The 24,821-nt window shown below is 54.2% G+C and carries 22 protein-coding genes; 15 read left to right on the top strand and 7 right to left on the bottom strand.

Features of this window, described 5'->3' with window-relative positions; translation table 11 throughout:
• Positions 1 to 12 precede the first annotated feature (12 nt).
• Positions 13 to 708, bottom strand: coding sequence for a septum site-determining protein MinC (gene minC / locus HF650_RS13270; RefSeq protein WP_187799077.1), 696 nt, complete (start codon positions 706 to 708; stop codon positions 13 to 15).
• A 122-nt stretch (positions 709 to 830) separates the two neighbouring features.
• Here minC and HF650_RS13265 point away from each other — a divergent pair, with 122 nt between their 5' ends.
• From HF650_RS13265 to HF650_RS13255, 3 genes are all read left to right on the top strand, one after another.
• The gene (locus HF650_RS13265) at positions 831 to 1,106 is read left to right on the top strand and encodes a YcgL domain-containing protein (protein ID WP_187799076.1); all 276 of its coding nucleotides are present in this window, start codon (positions 831 to 833) and stop codon (positions 1,104 to 1,106) included.
• A gap of 140 nt (positions 1,107 to 1,246) precedes the next feature.
• The gene (locus tag HF650_RS13260) at positions 1,247 to 1,906 is read left to right on the top strand and encodes a fumarylacetoacetate hydrolase family protein (protein WP_187799075.1); all 660 of its coding nucleotides are present in this window, start codon (positions 1,247 to 1,249) and stop codon (positions 1,904 to 1,906) included.
• A 91-nt stretch (positions 1,907 to 1,997) separates the two neighbouring features.
• On the top strand, positions 1,998 to 2,444 hold the full coding sequence (locus tag HF650_RS13255; RefSeq protein ID WP_187799074.1) for a YcgN family cysteine cluster protein: 447 nt from the start codon (positions 1,998 to 2,000) through the stop codon (positions 2,442 to 2,444).
• Between the two features lie 53 nt (positions 2,445 to 2,497).
• Here HF650_RS13255 and dsbB read toward each other — a convergent pair whose 3' ends face one another.
• A complete protein-coding gene (gene dsbB, locus HF650_RS13250) occupies positions 2,498 to 3,028 on the bottom strand; it encodes a disulfide bond formation protein DsbB (RefSeq protein ID WP_187799073.1) in 531 nt (176 codons plus the stop codon).
• 306 nt (positions 3,029 to 3,334) lie between these two features.
• Here dsbB and fadR point away from each other — a divergent pair, with 306 nt between their 5' ends.
• On the top strand, positions 3,335 to 4,054 hold the full coding sequence (gene fadR / locus HF650_RS13245) for a fatty acid metabolism transcriptional regulator FadR (protein WP_187799072.1): 720 nt from the start codon (positions 3,335 to 3,337) through the stop codon (positions 4,052 to 4,054).
• A gap of 36 nt (positions 4,055 to 4,090) precedes the next feature.
• On the opposite strand, the gene HF650_RS13240 is transcribed toward fadR, so the two are convergent.
• Positions 4,091 to 5,623, bottom strand: a complete 1,533-nt coding sequence (locus HF650_RS13240) for a SpoVR family protein (protein ID WP_187799071.1) — start codon at positions 5,621 to 5,623, stop codon at positions 4,091 to 4,093.
• Positions 5,624 to 5,943: 320 nt separating this feature from the next.
• Here HF650_RS13240 and HF650_RS13235 point away from each other — a divergent pair, with 320 nt between their 5' ends.
• Positions 5,944 to 7,242, top strand: a complete 1,299-nt coding sequence (locus tag HF650_RS13235; RefSeq protein WP_076770002.1) for a D-amino acid dehydrogenase — start codon at positions 5,944 to 5,946, stop codon at positions 7,240 to 7,242.
• Between the two features lie 18 nt (positions 7,243 to 7,260).
• On the top strand, positions 7,261 to 8,331 hold the full coding sequence (gene dadX / locus HF650_RS13230; RefSeq protein WP_187799070.1) for a catabolic alanine racemase DadX: 1,071 nt from the start codon (positions 7,261 to 7,263) through the stop codon (positions 8,329 to 8,331).
• A 15-nt stretch (positions 8,332 to 8,346) separates the two neighbouring features.
• On the opposite strand, the gene HF650_RS13225 is transcribed toward dadX, so the two are convergent.
• Positions 8,347 to 10,080: a potassium/proton antiporter gene (locus tag HF650_RS13225; RefSeq protein WP_187799069.1), complete on the bottom strand. Its 1,734-nt coding sequence runs from the start codon at positions 10,078 to 10,080 to the stop codon at positions 8,347 to 8,349.
• A gap of 113 nt (positions 10,081 to 10,193) precedes the next feature.
• On the bottom strand, positions 10,194 to 11,105 hold the full coding sequence (ldcA, locus tag HF650_RS13220; RefSeq protein WP_187799068.1) for a muramoyltetrapeptide carboxypeptidase: 912 nt from the start codon (positions 11,103 to 11,105) through the stop codon (positions 10,194 to 10,196).
• 101 nt (positions 11,106 to 11,206) lie between these two features.
• Between ldcA and emtA the strand changes: the two genes are divergently transcribed.
• Positions 11,207 to 11,821 carry a membrane-bound lytic murein transglycosylase EmtA gene (emtA, locus tag HF650_RS13215; RefSeq protein ID WP_128482762.1) on the top strand — a complete coding sequence of 205 codons (615 nt, stop codon included), beginning with the start codon at positions 11,207 to 11,209 and terminating at the stop codon, positions 11,819 to 11,821.
• Here emtA and HF650_RS13210 read toward each other — a convergent pair whose 3' ends face one another.
• Positions 11,822 to 12,553 (bottom strand): flagellar brake protein, encoded by a 732-nt coding sequence (locus HF650_RS13210; RefSeq protein WP_187799067.1) that lies wholly within the window; start codon positions 12,551 to 12,553, stop codon positions 11,822 to 11,824.
• Positions 12,554 to 12,762: 209 nt separating this feature from the next.
• Here HF650_RS13210 and HF650_RS13205 point away from each other — a divergent pair, with 209 nt between their 5' ends.
• Complete coding sequence (locus tag HF650_RS13205) at positions 12,763 to 13,014, top strand: GlsB/YeaQ/YmgE family stress response membrane protein (protein WP_187799066.1); 252 nt, start codon at positions 12,763 to 12,765, stop codon at positions 13,012 to 13,014.
• A 51-nt stretch (positions 13,015 to 13,065) separates the two neighbouring features.
• On the opposite strand, the gene HF650_RS13200 is transcribed toward HF650_RS13205, so the two are convergent.
• The gene (locus HF650_RS13200) at positions 13,066 to 14,769 is read right to left on the bottom strand and encodes an alpha,alpha-trehalase (protein WP_187799065.1); all 1,704 of its coding nucleotides are present in this window, start codon (positions 14,767 to 14,769) and stop codon (positions 13,066 to 13,068) included.
• Between the two features lie 964 nt (positions 14,770 to 15,733).
• On the opposite strand from HF650_RS13200, the gene HF650_RS13195 reads away from it, so the two are divergent.
• The 7 genes from HF650_RS13195 to tssA are packed head-to-tail and all read left to right on the top strand — an operon-like array spanning position 15,734 to position 24,750.
• On the top strand, positions 15,734 to 16,225 hold the full coding sequence (locus tag HF650_RS13195; RefSeq protein ID WP_187799064.1) for an SH3 domain-containing protein: 492 nt from the start codon (positions 15,734 to 15,736) through the stop codon (positions 16,223 to 16,225).
• A gap of 23 nt (positions 16,226 to 16,248) precedes the next feature.
• Complete coding sequence (gene tssJ / locus HF650_RS13190; RefSeq protein ID WP_042711793.1) at positions 16,249 to 16,755, top strand: type VI secretion system lipoprotein TssJ; 507 nt, start codon at positions 16,249 to 16,251, stop codon at positions 16,753 to 16,755.
• A gap of 23 nt (positions 16,756 to 16,778) precedes the next feature.
• Positions 16,779 to 18,122 carry a type VI secretion system baseplate subunit TssK gene (gene tssK, locus HF650_RS13185; RefSeq protein ID WP_187799063.1) on the top strand — a complete coding sequence of 448 codons (1,344 nt, stop codon included), beginning with the start codon at positions 16,779 to 16,781 and terminating at the stop codon, positions 18,120 to 18,122.
• A 17-nt stretch (positions 18,123 to 18,139) separates the two neighbouring features.
• The gene (locus HF650_RS13180) at positions 18,140 to 19,378 is read left to right on the top strand and encodes a DotU family type VI secretion system protein (RefSeq protein WP_187799062.1); all 1,239 of its coding nucleotides are present in this window, start codon (positions 18,140 to 18,142) and stop codon (positions 19,376 to 19,378) included.
• A gap of 3 nt (positions 19,379 to 19,381) precedes the next feature.
• Entirely contained in the window at positions 19,382 to 22,993 is a 3,612-nt protein-coding gene (tssM, locus tag HF650_RS13175) for a type VI secretion system membrane subunit TssM (protein ID WP_187799061.1), read from the top strand.
• 18 nt (positions 22,994 to 23,011) lie between these two features.
• Positions 23,012 to 23,722 (top strand): type VI secretion system-associated protein TagF, encoded by a 711-nt coding sequence (gene tagF / locus HF650_RS13170; RefSeq protein ID WP_187799060.1) that lies wholly within the window; start codon positions 23,012 to 23,014, stop codon positions 23,720 to 23,722.
• 11 nt (positions 23,723 to 23,733) lie between these two features.
• Positions 23,734 to 24,750, top strand: a complete 1,017-nt coding sequence (gene tssA / locus HF650_RS13165) for a type VI secretion system protein TssA (RefSeq protein WP_187799059.1) — start codon at positions 23,734 to 23,736, stop codon at positions 24,748 to 24,750.
• Positions 24,751 to 24,821 lie beyond the last annotated feature (71 nt).

The following is a 24,821-nucleotide window of genomic DNA, read 5'->3' as shown; positions in this document are numbered from 1 at the left end:
TGTTAAAAGGGCTTAATCTAAGGGTTGAATTGTCAAAGCGTTACCTGCGAGCTGCAGACGCGCCGCTTTGCCATAAAATTCGGCCGGGATTTGATCGCTCAGCCAGTACTCGCCTGCGATAGAGACCAGCTCCGGCGTCAGGTGGGTACAAAATATTTGTGCTTCATTATCACCGCTTGCGCCTGCCAGCGCGCGCCCGCGCATCATGCCGTAGACATGGATATTGCCATCGGCAATCAACTCCGCACCTGCACTCACGTGGCTGGTAACAATCAGATCGCAGTTCTGCGCATAAATACGCTGACCTGAGCGAACCGGGGTATCAATCAGCCGTGTTTTAATGGCCGGCGTAGCGACGGATACCGGTTCAGCAACGGGCTCCGGACGCGGCTGCGCTTTCTCTTTGCCTTCCGACAGAATGGGGAAGCCGGCGCGTTCAATTTCCGCTTTAAGTTCAGCGTCTTTGCAGCCGCTGATACCAACCACATGCAGGCCTGTGGCTGCAATACTTTTTTGCAGCTGCGGCCAGTCAATGGGGCCTTCCAGTGCTGAGACATTCACCACCACGGGAGCATGCTGCAAAAAAGCAGGAGCCTGAGCGATTTTGTCTTCTAACGCCTGACGAATAACCTCGGGTTTTGCATCATGCAAATGAACCACGGATAAGGTAAAACTACTGCCTTTAAGCTCGATGGGCGTGTTTGACATCCTGACCTTACTCATTTTGCTCTAAACACCCGAAAACGGGGTGATATTCCGAAGACTACCGGGCATGTTATAGTCCCTGTTATATTCAGGCAAGTAACCACCTCCTAATTCCGAGTAAAAGTATGTTTTGTGTGATCTATCGAAGTGCCAGGCGTGAACAGACCTATCTCTATGTTGAGAAAAGAGACGATTTTTCTCGCGTACCGGAAACATTAATGCAAAGTTTTGGCCAACCGCAGTTAGCGATGATTTTACCCCTTGATGGCAGTAAAAAATTAGCTGGCGCGGATTTAGAAAAAGTAAAAACCGCGCTCGCTGAGCAGGGATATTATTTACAGATGCCACCGCCGCCGGAAAATTTACTTAAAGCCCATCTCGCGGCAAACGGTAAGCAATAACCCTCTCTAAAGGCGGCGGATTATTCCGCCGTCTCTTTTTTATTCTCTCACCCCCTCTCATTTTGCGATTTGACAAACCGCCGGGTGGCGCGGATAGTCATTTTTCGCTCATGTTCAACGTGTTACCGGAGAGGCTAAACATGTATCAACATCATAACTGGCAGGGCGCTCTGCTGGATTACCCGGTGAGTAAAGTGGTGTGCGTCGGCAGTAACTATGCGAAGCATATAAAGGAGATGGGCAGCGCGACGCCGGATGAGCCGGTGCTGTTTATTAAACCTGAATCCGCACTGTGCGATCTTCGCCAGCCGCTGGTGCTGCCAACTGAGCTTGGCTCGGTGCATCATGAAATTGAACTGGCGGTGTTAATTGGTGCAACGCTGCGCCATGCCACCGAAGAGCATGTTCAAAAAGCGATAGCGGGGTACGGTGTGGCGCTGGATCTGACCGCACGCGACCTGCAGAGCAAACTTAAGAAAGCGGGACAGCCGTGGGAGAAAGCGAAAGGGTTTGATAATGCCTGCCCTATCTCGGGGTTTGTTCCGGCCGCTGAGTTTGAAAGCGATCCGCAAAATACCTCGCTGGAACTGAAAATTAACGGCGAGATCCGCCAGCAGGGCAGCACTTCAGATATGATCCACAAGATCGTGCCGCTGATTGCTTATATGAGCAAATTTTTCACGCTGAAAGCGGGGGATGTGATCCTTACCGGCACCCCGGAAGGGGTCGGCCCGCTCAGCAGCGGCGATGAGCTCGCGCTACGCTTTAACGGTCTTTCCCTTTCGACCCGCGTGCTGTAATGCTTTTGCCGCGCATTTGGGCGGCAAAACTTGCATCCCTCTGCCAGAGTGGTTATAAGGTGCACCCTGGTTACCAACGGCGGATTTTATTATGAGCGACACCCCTTTCTGGCAAAACAAAACTCTCGACCAAATGACGGACGCAGAGTGGGAGTCGCTCTGTGACGGCTGCGGTCAGTGCTGCCTGCATAAACTGATGGATGAAGACACTGACGAGATCTACTTTACCAACGTCGCCTGCCGCCAGTTAAATATCAAAACCTGCCAGTGCCGTAACTACGAGCGCCGTTTCGAGTATGAACCGGACTGTATTAAGCTGACCCGTGAGAATTTGCCGACCTTCGAATGGCTGCCGCCAAGCTGCGCTTACCGCTTACTGGCGGAGGGGAAAAATTTGCCGGTCTGGCATCCGCTGCGTACCGGGTCAAAAGCGGCGATGCACGCTGAGCGTATTTCGGTTCGCCACATTGCGGTGAAAGAGTCTGAAGTGCGCGACTGGCAAGCCCATATTTTGAACAAACCAGATTGGGCGGATTGAGACTCTGTTTTCCCCCTTCATCCACAATAAAACGCTCCCGAAGGAGCGTTTTTTTATCGACCAAACAGATCGCGTTTTTTCGGTTTAAAGAACTGTGCAATCAGCACCAGTAGCGCCACCACCAGATAGGCGACAAAGATGCCCAGCAGCCACTGCGGCATCTCCAGCGACAAAAACTCCCATTGACGTTGCGCACAGTCGCCGGAGGCGACAAACACCTGCGGCAGCCACTTATCCAGCGGTAGCCAGCTCGGGAAGCGTGCGGCAAAATCGCAGGTCATAAAAGGTGAGGGATGAAGCTGGATCTGCGTGTGTTCCCACGCCAGCTGGATGCCGCGTATAGCGCTGTAGATCCAGATAGCAAGAGCGGCGAAGCGAAGCGGCGTTTTTGGCGCAATCGCACCGACAATACCAGCACCCATTACGCCGAAGAGTGCGCAGCGTTCGTAAATGCATAACACACACGGTTTTAACAGCATGACATGCTGGAACCACAGCGCCGTCATCTCAAGCGCAAAGGCAGTTAACGCCATCAGCAGCCAGGCGCCGCGCCCGTGTGAGCACTTATTTAAATATCGCAACATAATCATTTCCCTGGAGATGCGTAGAGACCGCAGTGTAAACGAAATCAATCTCAAGGCCACTAGCGGGGGCAAAATAATGCGTAATGGAATGTTTAGTCAGCGAAAAGTGAAACATCCCCTACGCCGTGTTGACCGATCTTCGGTTAATTATTTGGATTTAAGCCATATTTGCGCGAAATATTCATGTAGCAAATTCGTCAAAATAATACGTTGATCGCCTTTTTTCTTCCTACCCTACGCTACCTGCCCACTGCATGCTTTGGTATGATGAGTGCTCATTGCTTAGCTGTGTTATGGAAATCTTATATGGTCATTAAGGCGCAGAGCCCGGCGGGTTTCGCGGAAGAGTACATTATTGAAAGTATCTGGAACAGTCGCTTTCCCCCTGGATCGATTCTTCCTGCTGAACGCGAGCTCTCTGAACTGATTGGCGTCACTCGTACCACACTGCGTGAAGTTCTGCAGCGACTTGCCCGGGATGGCTGGCTCACTATCCAGCATGGCAAACCGACAAAAGTGAACAATTTCTGGGAAACCTCAGGCCTGAATATTTTGGAAACGCTGGCACGTCTGGACCACGAAAGCGTACCGCAGTTGATCGATAATTTACTGTCCGTGCGTACCAACATTTCCACGATTTTCATTCGCACTGCGTTTCGCCAGCATCCTGAAGATGCGTTAAAGGTGCTCGCCACCGCGCGTGAAGTAGAGGATCACGCCGATGCGTTTGCTGAGCTGGATTACAACATTTTTCGCGGGCTGGCGTTTGCTTCTGGCAACCCGATCTATGGTTTGATCCTCAACGGCATGAAGGGACTCTATACCCGCATTGGTCGCCACTACTTCTCCAGCCCGGAAGCGCGCAGCCTGGCGCTTGGTTTCTATCATCGGCTGGCTGAGGTCTGCGAACATGCCCAGCATGACCAGGTGTACGAACTGGTTCGTCGCTACGGTCATGACAGCGGGGAGATCTGGCATAAGATGCAGAAAACGATGCCTGGCGATCTCGCGCTACAGGGGCGATAGTAATAAAAAACCCCTCGTCGTGAGGGGTTTTTTATATCACAGCACGTTGCTTCGCGGCGGGCAGCGCTCCAGCAACTCTACGCTGCCATCTTCGTTTTGCTGTTCGAGCAGAACATCAAATCCCCACAAGCGATGTACATGTTTCAGCACTTCGCGACGCCCTTTATCGAGCGGGGCGCGATTGTGCGGAATATACCGCAGCGTCAGCGAACGATCGCCGCGCAGATCGACGTTCCAGACCTGTATATTCGGTTCAAGATTGCTCAAGTTGTACTGGGAGGAAAGCTTCGAGCGGATCTCGCGATAGCCCTCTTCGTTATGGATCGCGGCAATCTCCAGGTAGTTATTGCGATCGTCATCCAGCACGCTAAAGAAGCGGAAATCGCGCATTATCTTCGGCGACATAAACTGACTGATAAAGCTCTCATCTTTGAAATCACGCATGGCGAAATGGAGCGTTTCCAGCCAGTCAGAACCGGCAATATCCGGGAACCAGTAGCGATCCTCTTCCGTCGGGGAGTGGCAGATGCGCTTAATATCCTGGAACATGGCAAAACCGAGCGCGTAAGGGTTAATGCCGCTGTACCACGGGCTATTGTAGGGCGGCTGAAACACCACATTGGTGTGGCTGTGCAGAAACTCCAACATAAAGCGGTCGGTCACTTTCCCTTCGTCATACAGGTGGTTGAGGATGGTGTAGTGCCAGAACGTGGCCCACCCCTCGTTCATCACCTGGGTCTGTTTCTGTGGATAAAAATATTGGCTCACTTTGCGCACGATGCGCAGGATCTCGCGCTGCCACGGCTCCAGCAGTGGCGCATTCTTCTCCATAAAGTAGAGCAGGTTCTCCTGCGGCTCGGCCGGGTAGCGGCGCGCCTGAGCGACAGCAACCTCTTCATCGCGTTTCGGCAGGGTGCGCCACAACATGTTCACCTGGCTTTGTAGATACTCTTCCCGGCTTTTTTGCCGCGCTTTCTCCTCCTGCAGCGAGATTTTCTGCGGACGCTTATAGCGGTCGACGCCGTAATTCATCAGCGCGTGGCAGGAGTCGAGCAGTTTTTCCACTTCCACCACCCCATAGCGCTCTTCGCAATCAGTGATGTATTTGCGCGCGAAGATCAGGTAATCCACAATCGAGCTGGCATCGGTCCAGCTGCGGAACAGATAGTTATTTTTAAAGAACGAGTTGTGTCCGTAACAGGCATGCGCCATCACCAGCGCTTGCATGGTGATGGTGTTCTCCTCCATCAGATAAGCGATGCAGGGATTGGAGTTAATCACAATTTCGTAGGCCAGGCCTTGCTGGCCATGCTTATAGAGCCGTTCAGTTTCAATAAACTTTTTGCCGAACGACCAGTGGGGATAATTGATAGGCATGCCGACGCTTGAGTAGGCATCCATCATCTGTTCTGAGGTGATCACTTCGATTTGATGCGGATAGGTATCCAGCCGGTAGAGTTTCGCCACCCGGTCAATCTCTGCCAGGTAATCATCCAGCAGTTCGAATGTCCAGTCGGGTCCATCGCTCAGACGAATAGAATCCTTATTCATTGAGTCAATCGTAGCCATTAGCGCGCCCTCATTGTTCTCGACACTCTCTCTATGGAGCGTCTCATTTCAAGCATAGAACACTGATTTAAAACTGTACGCCAGTCCTCACCAAATCTTCACGATATTCCCGCTCGCTTACCGCGTAAAAGGGCATGGTGACAAAATATTGTGCTGCGGCGATAGAGTGCGCAGCAGGAGATGCTGAATATTCGCAGCCCTTACCAGACGGCGATGTTGTGAGGGGTGTCACCATAAAAAAGCCATATGTTGAATAATATTTTCATCTGAGTTATCAATTTGTAATCAGATGATTGTGCTTTACTCACGGGAGAAGGGATATGCGAGTTGTTGTATTGGGCAGCGGCGTTGTCGGCGTCACCAGCGCCTGGTATTTACGCCAGGCCGGACATGATGTCACCGTAATCGATCGTCAGCCGGGGCCTGCTCTGGAAACCAGTGCCGCCAACGCCGGGCAGATTTCACCCGGCTATGCCGCACCGTGGGCCGCGCCCGGCGTGCCGCTGAAAGCGATCAAATGGATGTTTGAGCGCCATGCGCCGCTCGCCATTAAGCTTGATGGCTCTTCATCGCAGCTGAAATGGATGTGGCAAATGCTGCGCAACTGCGACACCCGGCACTATATGGAAAACAAAGGGCGCATGGTGCGTCTGGCTGAATATAGCCGCGATTGTCTGAAACTGCTGCGTGAAACCACCGGCATCCAGTATGAAGGGCGGCAGGGCGGGACGCTGCAACTCTTCCGCACCGCCGAACAGTATGAGAACGCCACCCGTGATATCGCTGTATTACAGGAAGCTGGCGTACCTTACCAGCTGCTGGAGTCGGCGCGTCTGGCCGAGGTGGAACCGGCACTGGGCGAAGTGGCGCACAAACTGACCGGCGGCCTGCGACTGCCAAACGATGAAACCGGCGATTGCCAGCTCTTTACGCAGCGGCTGGCGCAGATGGCCGAAGCGGCCGGAGTCGTGTTCCGCTTCAATACGCCGGTTGATCGCCTGCTGTATGAGGGCGAAAAGATCTATGGCGTGAAGTGCGGCGAAGAGGTGGTAAAAGCCGATGCGTACGTGATGGCTTTTGGATCCTGGTCCACCGGCCTGCTGAAGGGGATCGTCGATATTCCGGTTTACCCGCTTAAGGGCTACTCGCTGACCATTCCGGTGGCGCAAGAGGATGGCGCACCGGTTTCAACCATTCTTGATGAGACCTACAAAATCGCCATTACGCGCTTCGATCAGCGCATTCGCGTCGGCGGCATGGCAGAGATTGTCGGGTTTAATACCGAGCTGTTACAACCGCGACGTGAAACGCTGGAGATGGTGGTGCGCGATCTCTTCCCGCGCGGCGGGCATGTTGAAGAGGCGACCTTCTGGACCGGTTTACGCCCAATGACGCCGGATGGTACACCGGTAGTTGGCCGCACGCCGTTTAAAAACCTGTGGCTCAATACCGGCCACGGAACGTTAGGCTGGACAATGGCCTGCGGCTCCGGCCAGCTACTTAGCGATCTGATGACCGGCAACACACCTGCGATTGCCGCAGATGATCTGAGCGTGGCGCGTTATCTTCCGGGGTTCACGCCTGCGCGAGCCCAACATCTCCATGGTGTACATAGCTGACAGCCGTAAGGAATAGACATGTCACGTCCGGTTCTTGCAACCCTTGATTTACAGGCGTTAGCCAATAACTTGCAAATAGTGCGTCGCGCGGCACCCAATGCCAAAGTCTGGTCGGTGGTGAAGGCAAATGCCTACGGCCACGGTCTGGAGCGTATCTGGTCAGCGCTCAATAAAACCGATGGCTTTGCCATGCTCAATCTTGAAGAGGCGATCCTGCTACGCGAGCGCGGCTGGAAAGGGCCACTTTTAATGCTGGAGGGTTTTTTCGACGCAGAGGAGCTGGCGCTTTATGACCAGTATCGGCTTACCAGCGGAGTTCACAGTAACTGGCAGCTTAATCTGCTGAAAAATGCGAAGCTCCAGGCACCGCTTGACGTCTACCTCAAAATCAACAGCGGTATGAATCGCCTCGGTTTTCTGCCGGAGCGCGTACACAGCGTCTGGCAGCAGCTAAGCAGTTTTGCCAGCGTCGGTAATATCACGCTAATGTCGCACTTTGCCGAAGCGGAGCGCCCGGACGGCATTTCCCAGCCGATGCGACGCATAGAGCAGGCGGCGGAAGGGCTGTCATTACCGCGATCTCTTGCTAACTCAGCCGCGACGTTGTGGCATCCGGAAGCGCATTTTGACTGGGTTCGGCCCGGCATTATTCTCTACGGTGCCTCTCCATCAGGCAGATGGCAGGATGTGGCAAACAGCGGCATTCGCCCGGTGATGACACTCAGTAGTGAAATCATTGCCGTACAGACGCTGAAGAGCGGCGATGCGGTTGGCTACGGATGTCGCTACCGCGCGCAAACGGAGCAACGCATCGGCGTAGTGGCATGTGGTTATGCGGATGGTTACCCGCGCCAGGCACCCACTGGCACGCCGGTGCTGGTGGATGGCATTCGCACCACGGTGGTTGGCGCAGTCTCGATGGATATGTTAACGGTCGATCTTACTCCGTGCCCGCATGCCAGCATCGGCGCGCCGGTCGAACTGTGGGGGAGTGAGATCAAGATTGATGATGTGGCAGCGGCGGCGAATACGGTTGGGTATGAACTGATGTGCGCCCTGGCGCCGCGCGTGCCTGTTGTGACAATGTAACTTTCGGCGAGGCGCTTACTCCGCCTCGCTTTCCACCACTTTCACACCCACTTTTGATACCGCGTTTTCACTCTTCTCCGCCACCGTCCAGATCATGCCGGCAAACTCAACCTGATCGCCGACCACCGGAGCGGCGCCGAGTAGCTGCTGGACAATCTCTCCAAGAGTTTGCTGGTTATCGCGATGTTCAAGCCCCTCATCGAGACCGTAAATCATCGCAATGTCGGCAAATTTGGCATTCGCTTCGAGGATAAAGTCGCCAAAGAAGCGTTGATCGAGTGACACCGGCGGCGACTCGCTAAAGAGTTTCCCGAGAGCAGGAAGATCTTTTTCGCGACCAATGACGCACAGCACGTCGCCTTCACGTAACCGGGTACTGCCGGTTGGGTGCAGCAAGCTATTATCGCGGAACAGCGCCGCAATGCGCGTCTCTTCCGGCATGTGTAAATCGCGCAGCGCCGCGCCAACGCACCACTTGTCGGCGCTCAGTTGGTAGACGAACTGCTCGAAGGGGTTATCGGGGTGGATATCCAGCCCGACGCGCGATACCGGCCAGCCCACCGGCGGAACCACCACTTTCGCTTTTTTCGCCGCCCAGCCCAGCGAGGTTCCCTGGAACAGGAGCGAAATGAGCACCACGAAGAAAGCAACATTAAAGAAGAGACGGGCGTTATCCAGCCCAGCCATCATCGGAAAGGTGGCAAGAATAATCGGCACCGCGCCACGTAGCCCCACCCAGCTGATAAAGACGCGTTCGCGCAGGTTAAAGCCACGGAAAGGGAGCAGGCTGGCAAACACAGAGAGCGGACGGGCGATAAAGATCATCCACGCAGAGAGGATCAGCGCAGAGAGGGCAATCGGCATCAAATCGGATGGCGTCACCAGCAGACCGAGCACGAGGAACATGGCAATTTGTGCCAGCCACGCGAGTCCATCGAAGTTTTGCAGAATGCCGAAACGGTTGCGAATAGGGCGATTGCCGAGCACAAAACCGCATAGATAAACTGCCAGAATGCCGCTGCCGTGCAGCGCCGTGGTGACAGAGAAAACCAGAATCCCGCCGCTCAGCGCTAATAAAGGATAGAGGCCGGGCGGCAGGGCAATACGGTTAATCATCTGTTGCAGTAAGTAACCGCCCGCGCCACCCAGCAGAACGCCGAGGCCGAACTCGCGCAGAATATGCAGGAAGAAAGTGACATCTATCTCGGCGTGTCGGGTCTGAATCATTTCGATTAGCGTGATGGTCAGAAACACCGCCATCGGATCGTTGCTGCCGGACTCAATCTCCAGCGTCGAGCCGACACGCTCGTTCAGCCCTTTACCGCCGAGTAGCGAGAAGACCGCCGCCGCATCGGTTGAGCCGACTATCGCGCCAATCAGGAAGCCTTCCATAATGTTGAGCTTGAAGAGCCAGGCCGCCATCATACCGGTCAGTCCGGAAGTAATAAGCACGCCGATGGTCGCCAGCGAGAGCGCGGGGCCAAGGGCAACGCGAAAAGAGCTGGCGCGCGTACGCATACCGCCGTCGAGCAGGATGATCGCCAGTGCCAGGTTACTGACCATATAGGCCAGGGGGTAGTTGTCAAAGGGAATGCCACCGATGCCGTCAACGCCTGCCAGCATACCAATCGCCAGAAAAATGACCAGAATCGGAATACCAAGGCGGGATGAGAACGAACTCAATAAAATACTGCAGGTTACCAGTACAGAACCCAGAATAAACAGACTAATTATCGCCCCAGCGTCCAATGGTTTGCATCTCCTTCTCTTCTCGGTGAGATCCCGGCATGGACCGGGATTTATTACGGCACATTATAATAACGGCAGAAAAAGCAATTTTATAAGGGCATTAAAGGCTTTTTTTATGTCGAGATTGTGGGATGGCCCGTGAGGGTCAGCGTCGATTTTTCAGTGTGTTGCAATATGGCGTGCGCGCCTAGCGGCAAGGTAACGGTTTTCGCCTCGTGACCAAAGTCAAGCCCGGCGATAACCGGAATTGCCACCCGTGAGCGGAGCCAGGCTACCATCTTCTCTAAAGTGTAGCCCGCATCGTAATCGTTGGGTTGCGCATGGGAAAAACTACCGAGGATCAGCGCGCGCTGCTGCGCCAGAATTCCACTATAGAGCAGTTGCAACAGCATGCGCTCGACGCGGTAAGGGTGCTCGTTGATATCCTCAACCACCAAAATGCCGCCGGGCACCGCTGGCAACCACGGTGTGCCGATTAACGAGGTCAGCATCGCCAGATTCCCGCCCCATAATGTGCCTTCTGCATGGCAACGCGGCCCGTCGCCGTCCCACTCAACGGTGTAGGTTTTATTGCGTATAGCTCGCCAGAAGTGCTCTTGAGTAAATGCGTTAAGCGGTTCGGCACCAAAGTTGCCCGCCAGCATTGGGCCGCTAAAGGTGATGGTGCCGCCCGCCGCCAGCAGGCCACACTGGATAGCGGTAAAGTCGCTGTGGCCGCAAATTACCAGCGGCTGCTGCTGCTGGCGTTCGACCAGCGCCTGCCAGTCAATGTCCGCCAACAGGCGGCTTGCGCCGTAGCCACCGCGCACCGGCATAACAATCAGATTCTCCCCAACCAGACGGGGGAGGTCATTGATGTCCGCCAGCCTTTCAGCTTCGCTACCGGCAAAACGTTCTTCACGCCGCGTAATCACTTGTTGGTTATTGACCTGATGGCCCTCGCAGGTTAGCCGTTCAACGGCCAGCGCCGCAGCACGCTGGTTAATGCAGTACCCGGAGGGGGCAACTAAATGGAAAGTGGACATGGCATTTCCTTGCTGACATCTTTAAACAAACAGTTATCATGCCGCTAACCCTGGTCATTGTCATCCGCCGTGATGTACAGCTTATATAAGGATTTTCTGGCGTGAAATTAAGATGGTTTGCCTTTTTAGTGGTGCTACTGGCGGGCTGTAGCTCGACAAAACAGGATTATCGTAATCCCGACTGGAACCCTGAAGTGCCGGTCAAAAGAGCGATGCAGTGGATGCCGATTACTGAAAAAGCTGGTGCCTCGTGGGGGGTTAGCCCGGAACTGATTACGGCGATGATCGCTGTGGAGTCCGGGGGCAACCCGGAGCTGGTGAGTAAATCAAATGCGGTGGGTTTAATGCAGCTCAAAGCGTCAACGGCGGGACGCGAAGTCTATCGTCGTATGGGCTGGAGCGGACAACCTTCAACGCGTGAGCTGAAAAACCCGGAGCGTAATATCTCGATGGGAGCGGCCTATCTAAGCATTCTTGAACATGGACCGCTTGCCGGCATCAAGGATCCGCTGGTGATGCAATACGCGCTGGTGGTCTCATATGTCAATGGCGCGGGTGCGCTGCTGCGCACCTTCTCTTCAGACCGCCAGGAGGCGATTGACGAAATCAACTCGTTAAGTCCGAAGGGATTTTTGCAGCACGTAGCGGAAAAACACCCCGCACCGCAAGCCCCGCGTTACATCTGGAAAGTACAAAAAGCGATGGATGCGATGTAATCAGCGTACCCGGCTGGCGCGTTCGCGCGCCTCACGCTCCAGCGCAAAAATAATGCGCTGGAGTTCGCGCTCCACGCCCGGGCTGACATTTAAAAAACGGAAGCTCAGTCTTGGCGTGGCGATGGTGTCATTTTTCCCATCCACAACTTTGCGCTCGCCCACCGCGATCAGCTGTGCGTCAAAGTAGAACTGACCCCACGATGCCATATCCAGTTCAACCTGTGAAAAGCGCATACCTGGCTGCACATTCTCTGGCAGCTCACCATCAAGCAGCGCACCCATGCCGCCCAGTGAAAGGTCAAACAGACGAAAGCGCAGCTGGCTCTTATCGGGCAATTTCGCTTTGCAGAAGTAAGCTGGGTGAAGTGGGGCGCTAATACGGAAATATTCACGACGTTGAATAAACCACAGCGTTTCTGGAAGCGTTGTGATAAACGCAGGCAGATCCTGATAATTGCCGGTGGTGAGCGCATTAAGCGTGAACTCAACCTTTGCACCATGGGTTTCAGCGGTAATGGTCACTTTACCGGCACGCTGCACAGCGCTGTTTTCATACTCCTGACTGCCAAAATCCATCACCAGCGCCTCGGGATTCACCTCGAGGATTTTGCTAATAAATTGACCGCTACCCCAACTGATACAAACCGGCACCTGCGTTTTTTGCAGGTCGCGTAACACACCCAGCACGGCCAGAGGATTTTGTTTCAGGAACTGCTCACTGTAATTGCTCACGCCGAATGGCTCCTCGATACTGACACAACGTCGATGGTTTATCGGCAATCTATGCCAGAACTTAATACAAATGGTAGGAATTATTTCATTAAATTTTGAATTAAGTCTGTGAGATGACAGCGCTTTTGCGCAAGACATCTATACTTTACGCAACGCACTGCAAGGTGGTGTGTTCATTTACACGTCATAAACGAAAAGGAGAAGTGAATATGGGTATTCTCGCGTGGATTCTATTTGGCCTGATTGCAGGTGTTATCGCGAAATTCATTATGCCAGGGCGCGATGGCGGCGGCTTCATTCTGACCTGTGTTCTGGGGATCGTCGGGGCAGTAGTCGGTGGATGGCTGGCGACAATGTTCGGTTATGGCGGTGACATTACAGGTTTCAACATGCACAGCTTTATCGTCGCGGTGATCGGCGCGATTGTGGTGCTGGCGGTCTTCCGCCTGTTACGCCGGTAATCACTCCTCACTGAAAAAAGGCCGCATTGTGATGCGGCCTTTTTTTATACGTTACTGCGCCACTTTCTGGGCTGCCGGCTCAGCGACAGGCGCGGTACTTTCCCGAGGCTCTTGCTGCGGCACGCTGTCGCACGGTTTCTCTTTCGGACAGATAAGATCGAGCATTTTTAGCGTAACACCGTTACTCCAGCCAAACCCATCCTGCAGCGGGTATTCACCGCCGCCGCCGCCCGTACCGGTGGAGCTGACATCATATTTTTCTACCAGCTTCTGCTCGCGATCGTAGGTGTGCTGAACGTTGGTCAGGAAGCGCCAGCTGACACTCATCGCCAGTTTTTGATGGTTATAGTTCTGCAACCCGGCGGCTGCAACCCACTGCAACGGCGCCCAACCGTTCGGCGCGTCCCACTGTTGACCACTTTTTACGGTAGTAGTGGTGATACCGCCCGCTTTTAACAGACGTGCTTCGGTCACCGCCGCCACTTTGTCGGCGCGATCTTTTGCTGCGGCATTAACAAATAGCGGATAGAGGGCTGCAGCCGTCAGCTGATTGCGCACCTTTTTGGTTTTCAGATCGTAATCGGCGTACCAACCCTCTTTCGCATTCCACAGATTGGCCTCGATGGCTTTTTGCCGCGCGGCTGCCAGCGCATCGTAGTGGCTCGCTTTGGCGCTATCGCCAGAGACCTGATACGCCCGCGAGAGCATCTTCTCCATCTTAAACATCAGCGCATTGAGATCGACCGGCACAATGGTGGTGGTGCGAATCGTACCAAGCTGTTCAGGATCGTCCATCCAGCGGGAGCTAAAGTCCCAGCCGGAAGCCGCCGCGGCGCGTAAATCACGGTAGATCTCCGTTGCCGGGCGGTTCGGGTTGTTTTTCGCCGTCGTGACGTCTGCCAGCCATGACTCCGGACGTGGCGTTGAGGAGTCATCCCAGTAACGGTTGAGCAGGCTACCATCGCTCAATTTCACCACGCGCTTGTTCGCCTCGCCCGGTTGCAGCGTATCTCCACCCTCCATCCAGTACTGATACTCTTTCTCCATTTGCGGCAACCACGTTTTCAGAGCCTCATCGCCATCATGGGTTGCCAGTAACTCCACCATCAATGAGAAGAAGGGGGGTTGAGAACGGCTGAGGTAGTAGCTGCGGTTGCCATTCGGGATATGTCCCCAGGTATCAATTTCATACCCGAAGTTAGCAACCATATCTTCGATTTTGTCCCAGTGGCCGCTTTCCGCAAGGCCGAGCATAGTAAAGTAGCTATCCCAATAATAGACTTCGCGAAAACGCCCCCCGGGCACAACATAGGGTTTCGGTAAGGGTAACAATGAGTCCCATTTACCCGCGCTATCAGTTGTACGCGTCAGTTCTGACCATAAGCCATCGATATGCTCGCGCAAATTCTGTCCGGCAGGCGGTACATACGGCTTGCCTTTTTCCGGCAGCGTGAAGTTCACCTCAACGAAATGGCGCAGATCAAAGCTGCTCTGGTTACGTTGCATGCGGTAATCCGCGAGAATCATCAGTGGGTCGCTCTTGGGAACCGCGTCGGCAAAAGTTTTTTGATCGGGGAAAAGTTTTGCGCTTTGCACATCGCTGAATAGTGGACCGAGAAGAATGTCAGGCGTTTGCGGCGGGTTTTGCGCCTCAGCCGCGAACGTTGGGGCATTTGCAGCAAACAATGTTCCACCCAATGCTAGTTGCATTACTAAAATGAGGGTGCGCGGCTGGTGCAAAACAGGTTTGATCATTGACGTCTCCTTAGCGAGCAAGCAGCAGGGCGCTGCATTCAATCTTGACCAAACCATAGACGAATCTACGGCAATTCGCGTGCGCCACCCGGCATTTTGTGTCAATACGGAGAAATTACCTATCGTAACTGCCTAAGGGATTGTTCGAATAATACTGCGTAGGAGCAGGGGAGTAAGTATAGGAAGGCGAATGGACATATCAGAGAGAGTACACCAGACAGCGACATTTTTAACCATCACTTGCAAGCTGAATGGATTCGGTTAATCAGACTTTATTAGAGTTAAGTCACGCTAAATGAAATAAAGAAGACCGACGCCTTGCAAAAGAGATTTACCATGGTAATAGTTTTGTTTGTAACTATCCTGTCTCAGTAATAATTGCAGCAAATGGCGATATATTTCGCAAAAAAACGGACGGTGGCGAAGAAAAGTCCCAAATAAACATTCTCAAGGCAAAGGTTATCCTGCCAAAGTGGAATATAAGCTACCAGATATTGTAGTATTGCTTTGCCATAATTGATTTTTAGGAATTGTCCTATCTCATATTTCAGGCTGTATACTAAGGCATTATGCATATAAAATTTTTATTTTTATTCATTACTTTAGGATTATGATTGGCGCCAAAGGATTCCTTTCAGAACAAAATTTTGCCGTTCAGGTGCTTAAGTGAAATTATTTCTTGAGATTTATCCTAATTTGCAAAAGAATTAAGTAATAGTTTTTCAACGGCTCGGCAATGATATTGAATTGAATTATCCGATCTGTAAAATCATGTCACGATAGTCAATGGAAAGTAATATTGTTGCGGCGGTCCTTGCGGACAGGCTCGTGCGGTAGCTATGCCCTTAATTCATTATCAGGTCGTATATTGGACAAGGAACTGAGTCATTCATAACGGCTTCATTTCCCCTCTCCATAACGATGCACGTCAACACAGTAATATATTTGCAATGGAACCAACCTTATGAACATGCGAATCGTATTGGCTCTTCTTTTTGTTTTTGGCGTCTCAGGCTGTGTAAAACATCCGGAACCCGCTCCTTCCGACGACACCATTGTTACCAGTGAAGTAAATGGCGTAACCCTTACCCACCGTTATGCTGTTCAGCCGCCTAAGGAGTTCGAACCGGTTAAACAGGATTACCGCGCACTCTATCCAGCCTCTGTCATGAGCAAACCCGATTTTGGTGGCAAAGTGATTCGCCAGCTGGATGCGGGCAAAACCTATGTTGTACTTGGTCAGGTTGAACACTTCTGGATGGCGCTGGCTGATGAAGGTCAGGAAGAGCTGATTGGCTATGTGCCGATGCGTGCAGTCGTTAAAAGCGAACTGTATGAAAAAACCGTACGTAATGACAGTCACCGAGTTAAGCGCAAAAAAACGAACTGCGTGACGGTCGATGGCAGCGGTAAAGCTTGTAAAAACGCAAAATCCGGGACCTGGATCATCGATTAATCCAGCCGTGATGAGTACCTGCTATGAATAATAATTCGGTTGTACGCCAGATTAGCCTGGTGTTTTTCTTTGTGCTGGCCACCCTGGCCAGCGGTTGTGGATCGTCTTCACACAGCGTACCTACCAGCTATAACCTTCAGTTCAGGGCTCATCCGCAAATCAATGAGTCCGCTCCCCTCAAAGTCAGGGTGTTGCTGTTGAAATCGGACGCGACATTTATGTCCGCCGATTTCTGGTCGCTGCAAAACAATGCTGATAGCGCACTGGGCGGCAATCTGCTGAACAGTGATGAGTTCTTCCTGATGCCCGGTCAGCTGTCAAAGACGCTCTCTGGCAACAGTTCGCCTGAAGCGCGCTACATTGGCGTGATGGCGGAGTATCAGGCGCTGGACGGCAAAAAATGGCGAATCTCCCTGCCGCTTCCGGTACAGGGGGAGTCTCACTTCTATGAGTTCTGGAAATCGTCAGAAGATGCGCTGGAAGCGAATATCTTTCTTGACGTTAACGGAATACGCGTGATTTCCAAATAGCGCCATCCTGACAGGAATACAGTATGAATAAAGCAGAAAAGGTCGTCTGGACCGAAGGTATGTTTCTGCGGCCTCACCATTTTCAACGCGCGGAAAGCTATCTTCAACACCATATTCGCGAGTGGGGAACCTTGCAGCGCCCCTATCTTTGGGGATACCTGGATATCGAACTGGACGACGCGATGCTTCGCCAGGGATGCATTGCCGTCAGTTACGCAAGCGGCTTACTGCCAGACGGCACTTTCTTCTCCTTCAACGATGCGCGGCAGGCACCCACCCCACTGGTGATCCCGGATAATCTCACCAACGAACGCGTCGTGTTGGCGCTGCCGGCTCGTCGAGGCGGCCGTGATGAAGTGATTTTCAGCGAAGAGAAAGATTCGCTGGCGCGCTACATCACCTGGGAGAGCGAAGTCGATGATGACAACGCTATGTCCGTTGGTCCGGCGGCGGTGCAATTTGGACGCCTGCGTCTGAAGCTGATGCTTGAGAAGGACCTCAGCGCGGAATGGACAGCAATTGGCGTGACGCATGTGCTGGAAAAGCGTAACGATAACCAGGTACGCATCGACAATCGCTACATTCCCCCCATGTTGAACGCCGTTAACAACCCTTCGCTCTACGCTGTGATGAACGACCTGCAGAGCCTGCTGATGCAACGCAGCCAGCAGATTGGCCAGCGTCTGCGCCAGCCGGGGCGTTTTAACACTTCTGAAATGGTGGAGTTCTCGCTACTGGCGCTTATTAACCATCATGTTGGTCAGATGTCGCACCTGAAATCGCTGCCGATGATCCACCCGGAAGAGTTATGGCGCAGCTGGCTGGCGTTTGCCACCGAGCTCACCACCTGGACCGCGGCGCGTTCGCCGGAAGAGACGCTACCGATTTATAACCATGACGATCTTGCCGGTTGCTTCAGCAAACTGCAGCTTATGCTGCGCCAGGGGCTGTCACTGGTTATGGAAGAGCATGCCATCCAGCTGCCGCTTACCGAGCGCACCCATGGGCTGAACATCGCCACGCTGCCAACCACCACCATGGCGCGCGAGTTTGGTTTCGTGCTGGCGGTGAAGGCCAGCGTGCCGGGCGAAATCCTGCAAACCCACTTCCCGGCGCAGATGAAAGTCGCGCCGGTGACCAAAATTCGCGACCTGGTGCAGCTCCAGCTACCCGGCATGAAGCTGCGCAGCATGCCTGTTGCACCGCCGCAAATTCCATGGCACGCCGGTTATAACTATTTTGAACTGGAAAAGGGCGGCGAGCTCTGGAACGAAATGGAAAAATCGGGCGCATTCGCACTGCACCTGGCAGGCGAATTCCCCGGTCTTGATATGGAATTTTGGGCCATCCGTAGCCCGACGGAATAACACAGCGAGCGCACACTATGCAGCAACAACACGCCTCCGGCAGCGATGCCGTCCTGGCAGGAGCAAGTGGTAATAATCCGTTGGTTGCGGCCGCAAACCCGCTGCTCAACGCAATACCGCAGATCCGCTATTCGGTCTCTCATAACGATCAAAGTGGGCTTCGTCAGCACCTGATAGATGAAATTCGCCGTTTCGAAGTACGTTGTCAGCAATCCGGTCTGGCGTACGAAGTCATCGTGGGCGCACGCTACTGCCTTTGCACCGCGCTGGACGAAGCTGCCGCGCTCACGCCTTGGGGAAGCCGCGGCGTGTGGTCCGGTAGCGGCCTGCTGGTTACGTTTCATAACGAAACATGGGGCGGGGAGAAATTCTTCCAGCTGCTGGCACGTCTGTCGCAAAATCCGCGCGAACATATCGCGCTGCTGGAGTTAATCAACTTCTGCCTGCTGCTAGGTTTTGAAGGGCGTTACCGCGTAATGGACAATGGTCGTACGCAGCTTGAAACCATCAAGCAGCGTTTATGGCAAATGATCCGTGGCGTGCGGGGCAACTACCCGCCGCCGCTCTCGCCGCATCCGGAAGATCAGCCAGTGATGCGCAAGCTCTGGCGTCCGGTAATCCCATTATGGGCGTGCGCTGGCCTTGCCGGTTTCCTCGCCTGCCTCTTCTACATCGTGCTCAACTGGCGACTGGGCGACAACACCAATCCGGTGCTGGCGAAGATCTACCAGACGCAGCTGCCGGAAGTCTCTGTTCAACAGCCAGCGCAGCATGTGCAGCCGGTGCTCAACCTGCGCGAGTTCCTGCGTCCTGAAATTCAGGCTGGCCTGGTGGCGGTGCGTGATGAGGCCGATCGAAGCGTCGTGGTGCTGAAAGGCGATGGGCTGTTTGCCTCAGCCTCGACTGTCGCTCGCGATAGCTACGAGCCGGTTATCGACCGTGTCGCGCAGGCAATGAACAATGTCAGCGGTAAGATCCTGGTGGTCGGCTTTAGCGATAACGTACCGATTCGCAGCGCACGTTTCGCCTCTAACTATGAACTCTCTCTGGAGCGTGCGCGCTCGGTGCAGTCGCTGTTGCAAAAACACCTTTCGCAGCCGGAGCGCGTGAAAGCCGAAGGGCGAGGGGAGATGGATCCTGTTGCGCCGAATAATTCGGCCGAGAACCGCGCGCGTAACCGCCGTGTCGAAATCACCTTGCTTGTGTCGCCTGAAAATACGGCCGCCGAGCTGAACGGACTGCCGCAAGGAAACTAATGGATGAATATGTTGCTTTCATTGCTGACTAACCGCATTTTGTGGGGTTTCCTTGGCGTCACCGGTCTCGCTGCGGTTATCTGGATGATCGGGCCGCTACTGTCGGTTGTCGACTCTCGTCCGCTGGAGTCTGAGCAAAACCGCATGATCGCCATTGCGGTGATGTACCTGATTTGGGTTCATAGCCATATTGTGCCTCGCCTCTATAATGCGTGGCTCAATCGCAAGCTGATGGACAACCTCAAAAGTGAAGAGGCGAAAGATCCCGCAGAGCGTCAACGTCTGACCAGCGACGATCAGGTCCTGAACGACCGCTTCGAAGAGGCGGCACAGGTACTGAAAAAAGCGCACTTCAACCAGCCAGGCCAGCGAGGCCTCTGGACGCAGCGTTTCAGCACTCAGTACCTCTATCAGCTGCCATGGTATGTAATTATCGGCGCGCCAGGCTCCGGTAAAACCACTGCGCTTGTGAACTCCGGCCTGCAATTTCCGCTCGCTGACCGTTTCGGTAAAACTGCGCTGCGTGGCATTGGCGGAACACGCAACTGCGACTGGTGGTTTACCAACGAGGCCGTCCTGTTGGATACCGCCGGTCGTTATACCACCCAGGAAAGTGAACAGGTTCAGGACGCCAGCGAGTGGAATAAATTCCTTGGATTGCTGCAGAAATATCGTCGTCGTCAGCCCATTAACGGTGTAATTATTACCATCAGCATTGCCGATCTGCTGACTCAATCCGCCGAGGCTTCGCGCGAGCAGGCGCTTAATCTGCGTAAACGACTGACTGAGTTACATGAACAGCTGGGCATTCGTTTCCCGGTATACGTGCTGGTAACTAAAGCCGACTTGCTTAAAGGCTTCCGCGCCTATTTTTCCGGTTTTGATAAAGCGCAGCGCGATCAGATCTGGGGCTTCACCTTCCCGTGGGAAAAAGCGAAGCTTGCCGATTTCGATCTGCAGGGTAGCTTTATTCAGGAGTTCGCCCTGCTGCAACAGCGTCTGGACGCGGGACTGCCGGATACGATGCTGCGGGAAAGCGATCCGCAGGCGCGCGCCGAGTGCTTCCTCTTCCCGCAAGAGTTTGCCGCGCTGCGTCCGCTACTGTCGGACTATCTGGATACAATTTTTGCCCGCTCCAACTTTGAAACCGAATTCTCGCCACGTGGTATCTATTTTGCCAGCGGTACCCAGGAAGGTTTGCCATTCGATCGTGTGATGGGTGAGCTCAATCGCGCGCTCTCACTGCCGCAGGGCAAGTCGGGTGAAAACTGGGATTCCGTCAGCAAAGATGAGCCGGTGCCTGGCGGTAAAGGGCAGAGCTTCTTTATTAAGCATCTGCTACAGAACGTTATCTTCCAGGAAGCGGGTATCGCCGGGCAAAACCGCTGGTGGGAGCTGCGTAGCAGGGCGGTGATCTGGTCTGGTTATGCCGCGCTGTTAGCGCTGCTGGTAATTCTCAGCGCGCTCTGGTTCACCAGCTACGGTAACAATAAAGATTATCTTGATGAAGTGCAGGCAAAAGTGCCGGCGCTGGATCAGGAGATTAAAGCGCTGCGTAACCGTCAGCAGGGCGATCTCTTCGCCTTACTGCCGCTGCTGAATGGCCTTGCAGAGCTGCCACAGAGCGAAGATTTCGACATCAACCATCCGCCGATTACTCGTCGTATGGGGCTTTATCGCGGTAACGATGTTTCTGATGCCTCGCAGGCGCTGTACCGAAAAGCGCTGGAGCAGATGCTGCTGCCGGAAGTAGCAATGCGCATTACTACCTGGCTGCGTAACGATAACGGCAGCGATGTGGAGTACAGCTATGAAGCGCTGAAAGCGTATCAGATGCTCTACCAGCCGAAACATTACGACGGGAAGTTCCTGCACTCATGGGTGATGCTCAACCTGGAACGTAACCTGCCGCAAAACGTGACCAAAGCACAGATGAGCCAGCTGGAGTGGCACCTGACGCAGCTGCTGGAGCCGCAGATTCAGGCCTCTCCATATGCAAAAGATGACGCGCTCATCAGCCGTGAGCAGGCGTTGATTAACCAGCAGCCGCTTTCAACGCGTGTATATGGACGCCTTAAGCGCCTGCTGGAGCGTGATGAAAACCTTAAGCCGGTGTCGCTGGCAACGCTGGGTGGTCCGCAGAGTGAGCTGGTCTTCTCACGTAAAAGCGGCAAGCCGGTGAACGATGGCATTCCGGGGCTCTATACGCCGAACGGTTACTGGAACAGTTTCAATGCGCAGATCGCGCCGGTGACCGCCTCGCTCCATGAGGATGATGCCTGGGTCCTGGGTTCAACCACGCAGCCGGAAGATAAAGAGCAGACGGATAACGCGGTACGCCAGCTCTATGCGCGTGACTTCATTACTATCTGGGATAGCTTCTTAAGCGACATTCAGCTAAACAATAGTGCCGATCTCAACCAGCGCATCAACACCGCGCGCGTGCTCTCCAGCAATAACTCACCGCTGCGTCGACTGGTTGTGAATCTCAGTCAGCAGCTGACGTTGGTACGTGACGAGCCGGCTGCGGCAGGGAAAGAGAAAAGCCCTGAAAGCAGCAATCGCGGTACACAGATGCTGGAGTCGCTCTTCAGCAATCATGAAAACAGCGCCGCAGGCAACGCGGCCGCTAATCAGACGCCTGAACAGCGCGTAACCGAGCACTTTGCGCCGATCAATGAACTGGCACAGCCGCTGGAGAAGGGCGGTAAAACCATCGTCTTTGATGATTTTCTTAAGCAGATTGATGAACTCTACCGCTACCTGACAGCGGTACAGGATGCAGCCAATAGCGGTATGCCAGCCCCAGGAGGCGAAGCGATCAGCCGCCTGCAGGCCAGCGCAGGGCGCTTGCCGGGCGGTTTGCAAACCATGTTCAGTAACATGGCGGTGGGTGCCAGCAGCGATACGCAACGCCGCGATATGGAAAATGTTCGTAAGCGTATCAGCGTCGAAGTGGGAAGCTTTTGTCGTCAGGCGATTGCTGGTCGTTACCCACTGGTGCGATCCGCCAGCGCGGAAGTGACACCAGACGACCTGGCGCGCATGTTTGCCCCTGGCACGGGTCTGATGGATGTCTTCTTTCGCGATAACCTGACCAATAAAGTCGATACCACGCAGGCCACCTGGCGTTTTATGCCGGGTATCGACGGCAAAACGCTGCCGGGTAGTGAAGGTGTGCTGGTGCCCTTCCAGCAGGCGCAGTCGATTCGCGACGCCTTCTTTGCTAATGGCAGTGCAACACCCTCTTTTCGTACCACGGTGCGCACAGTGCGGATGGATAACACTATCCTCAATATGACGCTGGATGTGGATGGACAGATCCTGCGCTACAGCCACGGTCCACAGGCGGTTCAAATTGTGAGCTGGCCGGGAACAGGTGGCACTAACCAGGTGCGCATGCAGTTGGGTCTGGCCAATGGTACAACGGCAACACTGGTGACAAACGGTGCCTGGGCTCTGAACCGCTTTTTCGATAAAGCGCGCGTAAGCGCTGGCAGCAGCAGCCTGAGCCGCCAGGCGACATTCACAGTTGACGGGCATCAGGTCACGCTTGAGTTTGCGCCAAACAGTATCCGCAATCCGTTCCAGCTTCCCCGATTCGCATGTCCTTGATCTGCAAAGGAACGCCTAATGACTACGACTTCTGCAATTAGCTGGTATGGTAAATTACCCAGTGCGGGTGATTTTCTTCAGCGCCGCTTTCCAGACGCTCTGCAGCGTCAATGGTCCCACTGGTTTCAGGTGGGATTGATGAACTGGCAAAATGAGGAACAGCGCGCCAGCGATCGGCAGTTCAGCAATGCGCCGATCTGGAATTTCGTTGTACCGCCAATGTTAGGTGGACAGCAGGTTCAGATGGGATGCTTGCTTCCCGGACGCGACAGCGTTGGCCGCCAGTATCCGCTCTGTGCGCTAATGGCGATTAACCCGCTGGAGTGGTCACCGCGTCACCTGGCACAGGCTGGCGACTGGTATCAGCAGCTAGGCCGCACGATGCTTCATGCTGTGCGCAACGGCTATTCACCTGAGCAGTTAGACCAGGCGCTACTTGCTATCCCGCCGGTACAGCTGGCGGAGCCGGAAGCGCGCTCGGAAATTCTTGATGTAATTGGTTATGAAGGTGATGGTGAGTCATCGATCGGCTGGCAGCAGGCCGCCGAATGTTTTGATCCTCAACGTCAGATTAGTTTCTGGTGGACCAACCGTAGCGATGGCTATCCGCTCTACACGCATGTGCACAGCGGCAACTTCACCGGCCAGCTCTTTACGCTACTTTTTGAACCGGCAGGCGGGGCAAGGCCTGGGCGTCACGGTCTTTATCCACCCATGTTTGATGAATAAGCAGGTTGCGGATGACTATTGAAACGTTACTGGCTCCGGTTTCTGCGGAGCAGCCGTGCGGTGAAAACCTTGAATATGACGCTGATTTTTTGGCGATGGAGCAGGCAACCCTTGGCAAAGCCGAGCAGCAGTTTGGCAGCACTATCATTCCGGCTGAACCTGCCGACTGGACTCGCGTCGAAAAACTGGCCACTGGCTTACTGTCTCGCACCAAAGATATTCGCGTAATGATGGCGTTGACTCACGCCTGGACCCGCCGCCGTGGCCTTGAAGGTTATGCAGATGGGTTGCTGTTGCTGGGTCAGGCTCTTTCATTATATTGGGATCAGCTCTGGCCATCCCTCACCGATGGCGGCGAGTTCGATCCCTTCTATCGTATCAATGCGCTGGCCGGGTTAAGCGATAAATCATCGCTAACAACGACGCTGCGTCAGTCCGTATTACTGCGCAGCAACGGCGATGAGATTATCGTGCGTGATGCGCAGGCGCTGCTCGACGGCAGCAAAACCGAGTGTGCTGGCTATCCCGGTGGTCGGGTGCGCCTGATTGATGAGTTGACGCGCGGCGGTCAGCCTGGTATTGAGGCTATCGGCCAAATCGAAGGGCGTCTGCAAACCATCCGTACATGGCTGCTTGAACAGCTGGGCGAAAGCGGGGTGCCAGAAATGGAACAGTTACTCAAGACCGTGGGTATGATCGCAGGTGTCAGCCGCGCTTCCCGCTCCGATGAGCTGGCGGAGACGGCATCAGAGCCACAACCCACGCAGAGCGCAGCACAACCTACGGCTGCCGTTCCGCTACCGGCAATGACCGACTGGCGTAGCGCTCAGGTCGCTACGCGTGCGGATGCGCAGTTGATGCTGGAGAAGGTAAAACAGTACTTTGCCCAGCATGAGCCGAGCCACCCCGCACCGCTAATGATCGACCGCGTGCAGCGATTAATTGAGCTGGATTTTATGGAGATCATTCGCGATCTGGCGCCGGACGGCGTCAATCAGCTACAAAATATTTTTGGGCGTCAGGAGTGACGCAAACCGCGTTATGACGGCAGGCGTGTTGCCTGTCATCAAACCTTCACCGCGTATATTCGATGGAGAAC

It is taken from the genome of Kosakonia sp. SMBL-WEM22, from assembly GCF_014490785.1.
GTDB lineage: Bacteria > Pseudomonadota > Gammaproteobacteria > Enterobacterales > Enterobacteriaceae > Kosakonia.
The sequence above is the reverse complement of the archived record's forward strand: the minus strand, read 5'-3'. Positions and strand labels throughout refer to the sequence as shown.

Bases quoted from the DNA above. Each gene is read 5' to 3' on its own strand.
- tssK (WP_187799063.1), top strand. From the start codon at position 16,779: ATGAATAAAGCAGAAAAGGTCGTCTGGACCGAAGGTATGTTTCTGCGG.
- HF650_RS13180 (WP_187799062.1), top strand. From the start codon at position 18,140: ATGCAGCAACAACACGCCTCCGGCAGCGATGCCGTCCTGGCAGGAGCA.
- tagF (WP_187799060.1), top strand. From the start codon at position 23,012: ATGACTACGACTTCTGCAATTAGCTGGTATGGTAAATTACCCAGTGCG.
- ldcA (WP_187799068.1), bottom strand. From the start codon at position 11,105: ATGTCCACTTTCCATTTAGTTGCCCCCTCCGGGTACTGCATTAACCAG.
- HF650_RS13255 (WP_187799074.1), top strand. From the start codon at position 1,998: ATGAGCGACACCCCTTTCTGGCAAAACAAAACTCTCGACCAAATGACG.
- HF650_RS13205 (WP_187799066.1), top strand. From the start codon at position 12,763: ATGGGTATTCTCGCGTGGATTCTATTTGGCCTGATTGCAGGTGTTATC.
- tssJ (WP_042711793.1), top strand. From the start codon at position 16,249: ATGAATAATAATTCGGTTGTACGCCAGATTAGCCTGGTGTTTTTCTTT.
- HF650_RS13240 (WP_187799071.1), bottom strand. From the start codon at position 5,623: ATGGCTACGATTGACTCAATGAATAAGGATTCTATTCGTCTGAGCGAT.
- minC (WP_187799077.1), bottom strand. From the start codon at position 708: ATGTCAAACACGCCCATCGAGCTTAAAGGCAGTAGTTTTACCTTATCC.
- tssA (WP_187799059.1), top strand. From the start codon at position 23,734: ATGACTATTGAAACGTTACTGGCTCCGGTTTCTGCGGAGCAGCCGTGC.
- HF650_RS13200 (WP_187799065.1), bottom strand. From the start codon at position 14,769: ATGATCAAACCTGTTTTGCACCAGCCGCGCACCCTCATTTTAGTAATG.
- HF650_RS13235 (WP_076770002.1), top strand. From the start codon at position 5,944: ATGCGAGTTGTTGTATTGGGCAGCGGCGTTGTCGGCGTCACCAGCGCC.
- dadX (WP_187799070.1), top strand. From the start codon at position 7,261: ATGTCACGTCCGGTTCTTGCAACCCTTGATTTACAGGCGTTAGCCAAT.
- HF650_RS13260 (WP_187799075.1), top strand. From the start codon at position 1,247: ATGTATCAACATCATAACTGGCAGGGCGCTCTGCTGGATTACCCGGTG.
- dsbB (WP_187799073.1), bottom strand. From the start codon at position 3,028: ATGTTGCGATATTTAAATAAGTGCTCACACGGGCGCGGCGCCTGGCTG.
- tssM (WP_187799061.1), top strand. From the start codon at position 19,382: ATGAATATGTTGCTTTCATTGCTGACTAACCGCATTTTGTGGGGTTTC.
- HF650_RS13195 (WP_187799064.1), top strand. From the start codon at position 15,734: ATGAACATGCGAATCGTATTGGCTCTTCTTTTTGTTTTTGGCGTCTCA.
- fadR (WP_187799072.1), top strand. From the start codon at position 3,335: ATGGTCATTAAGGCGCAGAGCCCGGCGGGTTTCGCGGAAGAGTACATT.
- HF650_RS13265 (WP_187799076.1), top strand. From the start codon at position 831: ATGTTTTGTGTGATCTATCGAAGTGCCAGGCGTGAACAGACCTATCTC.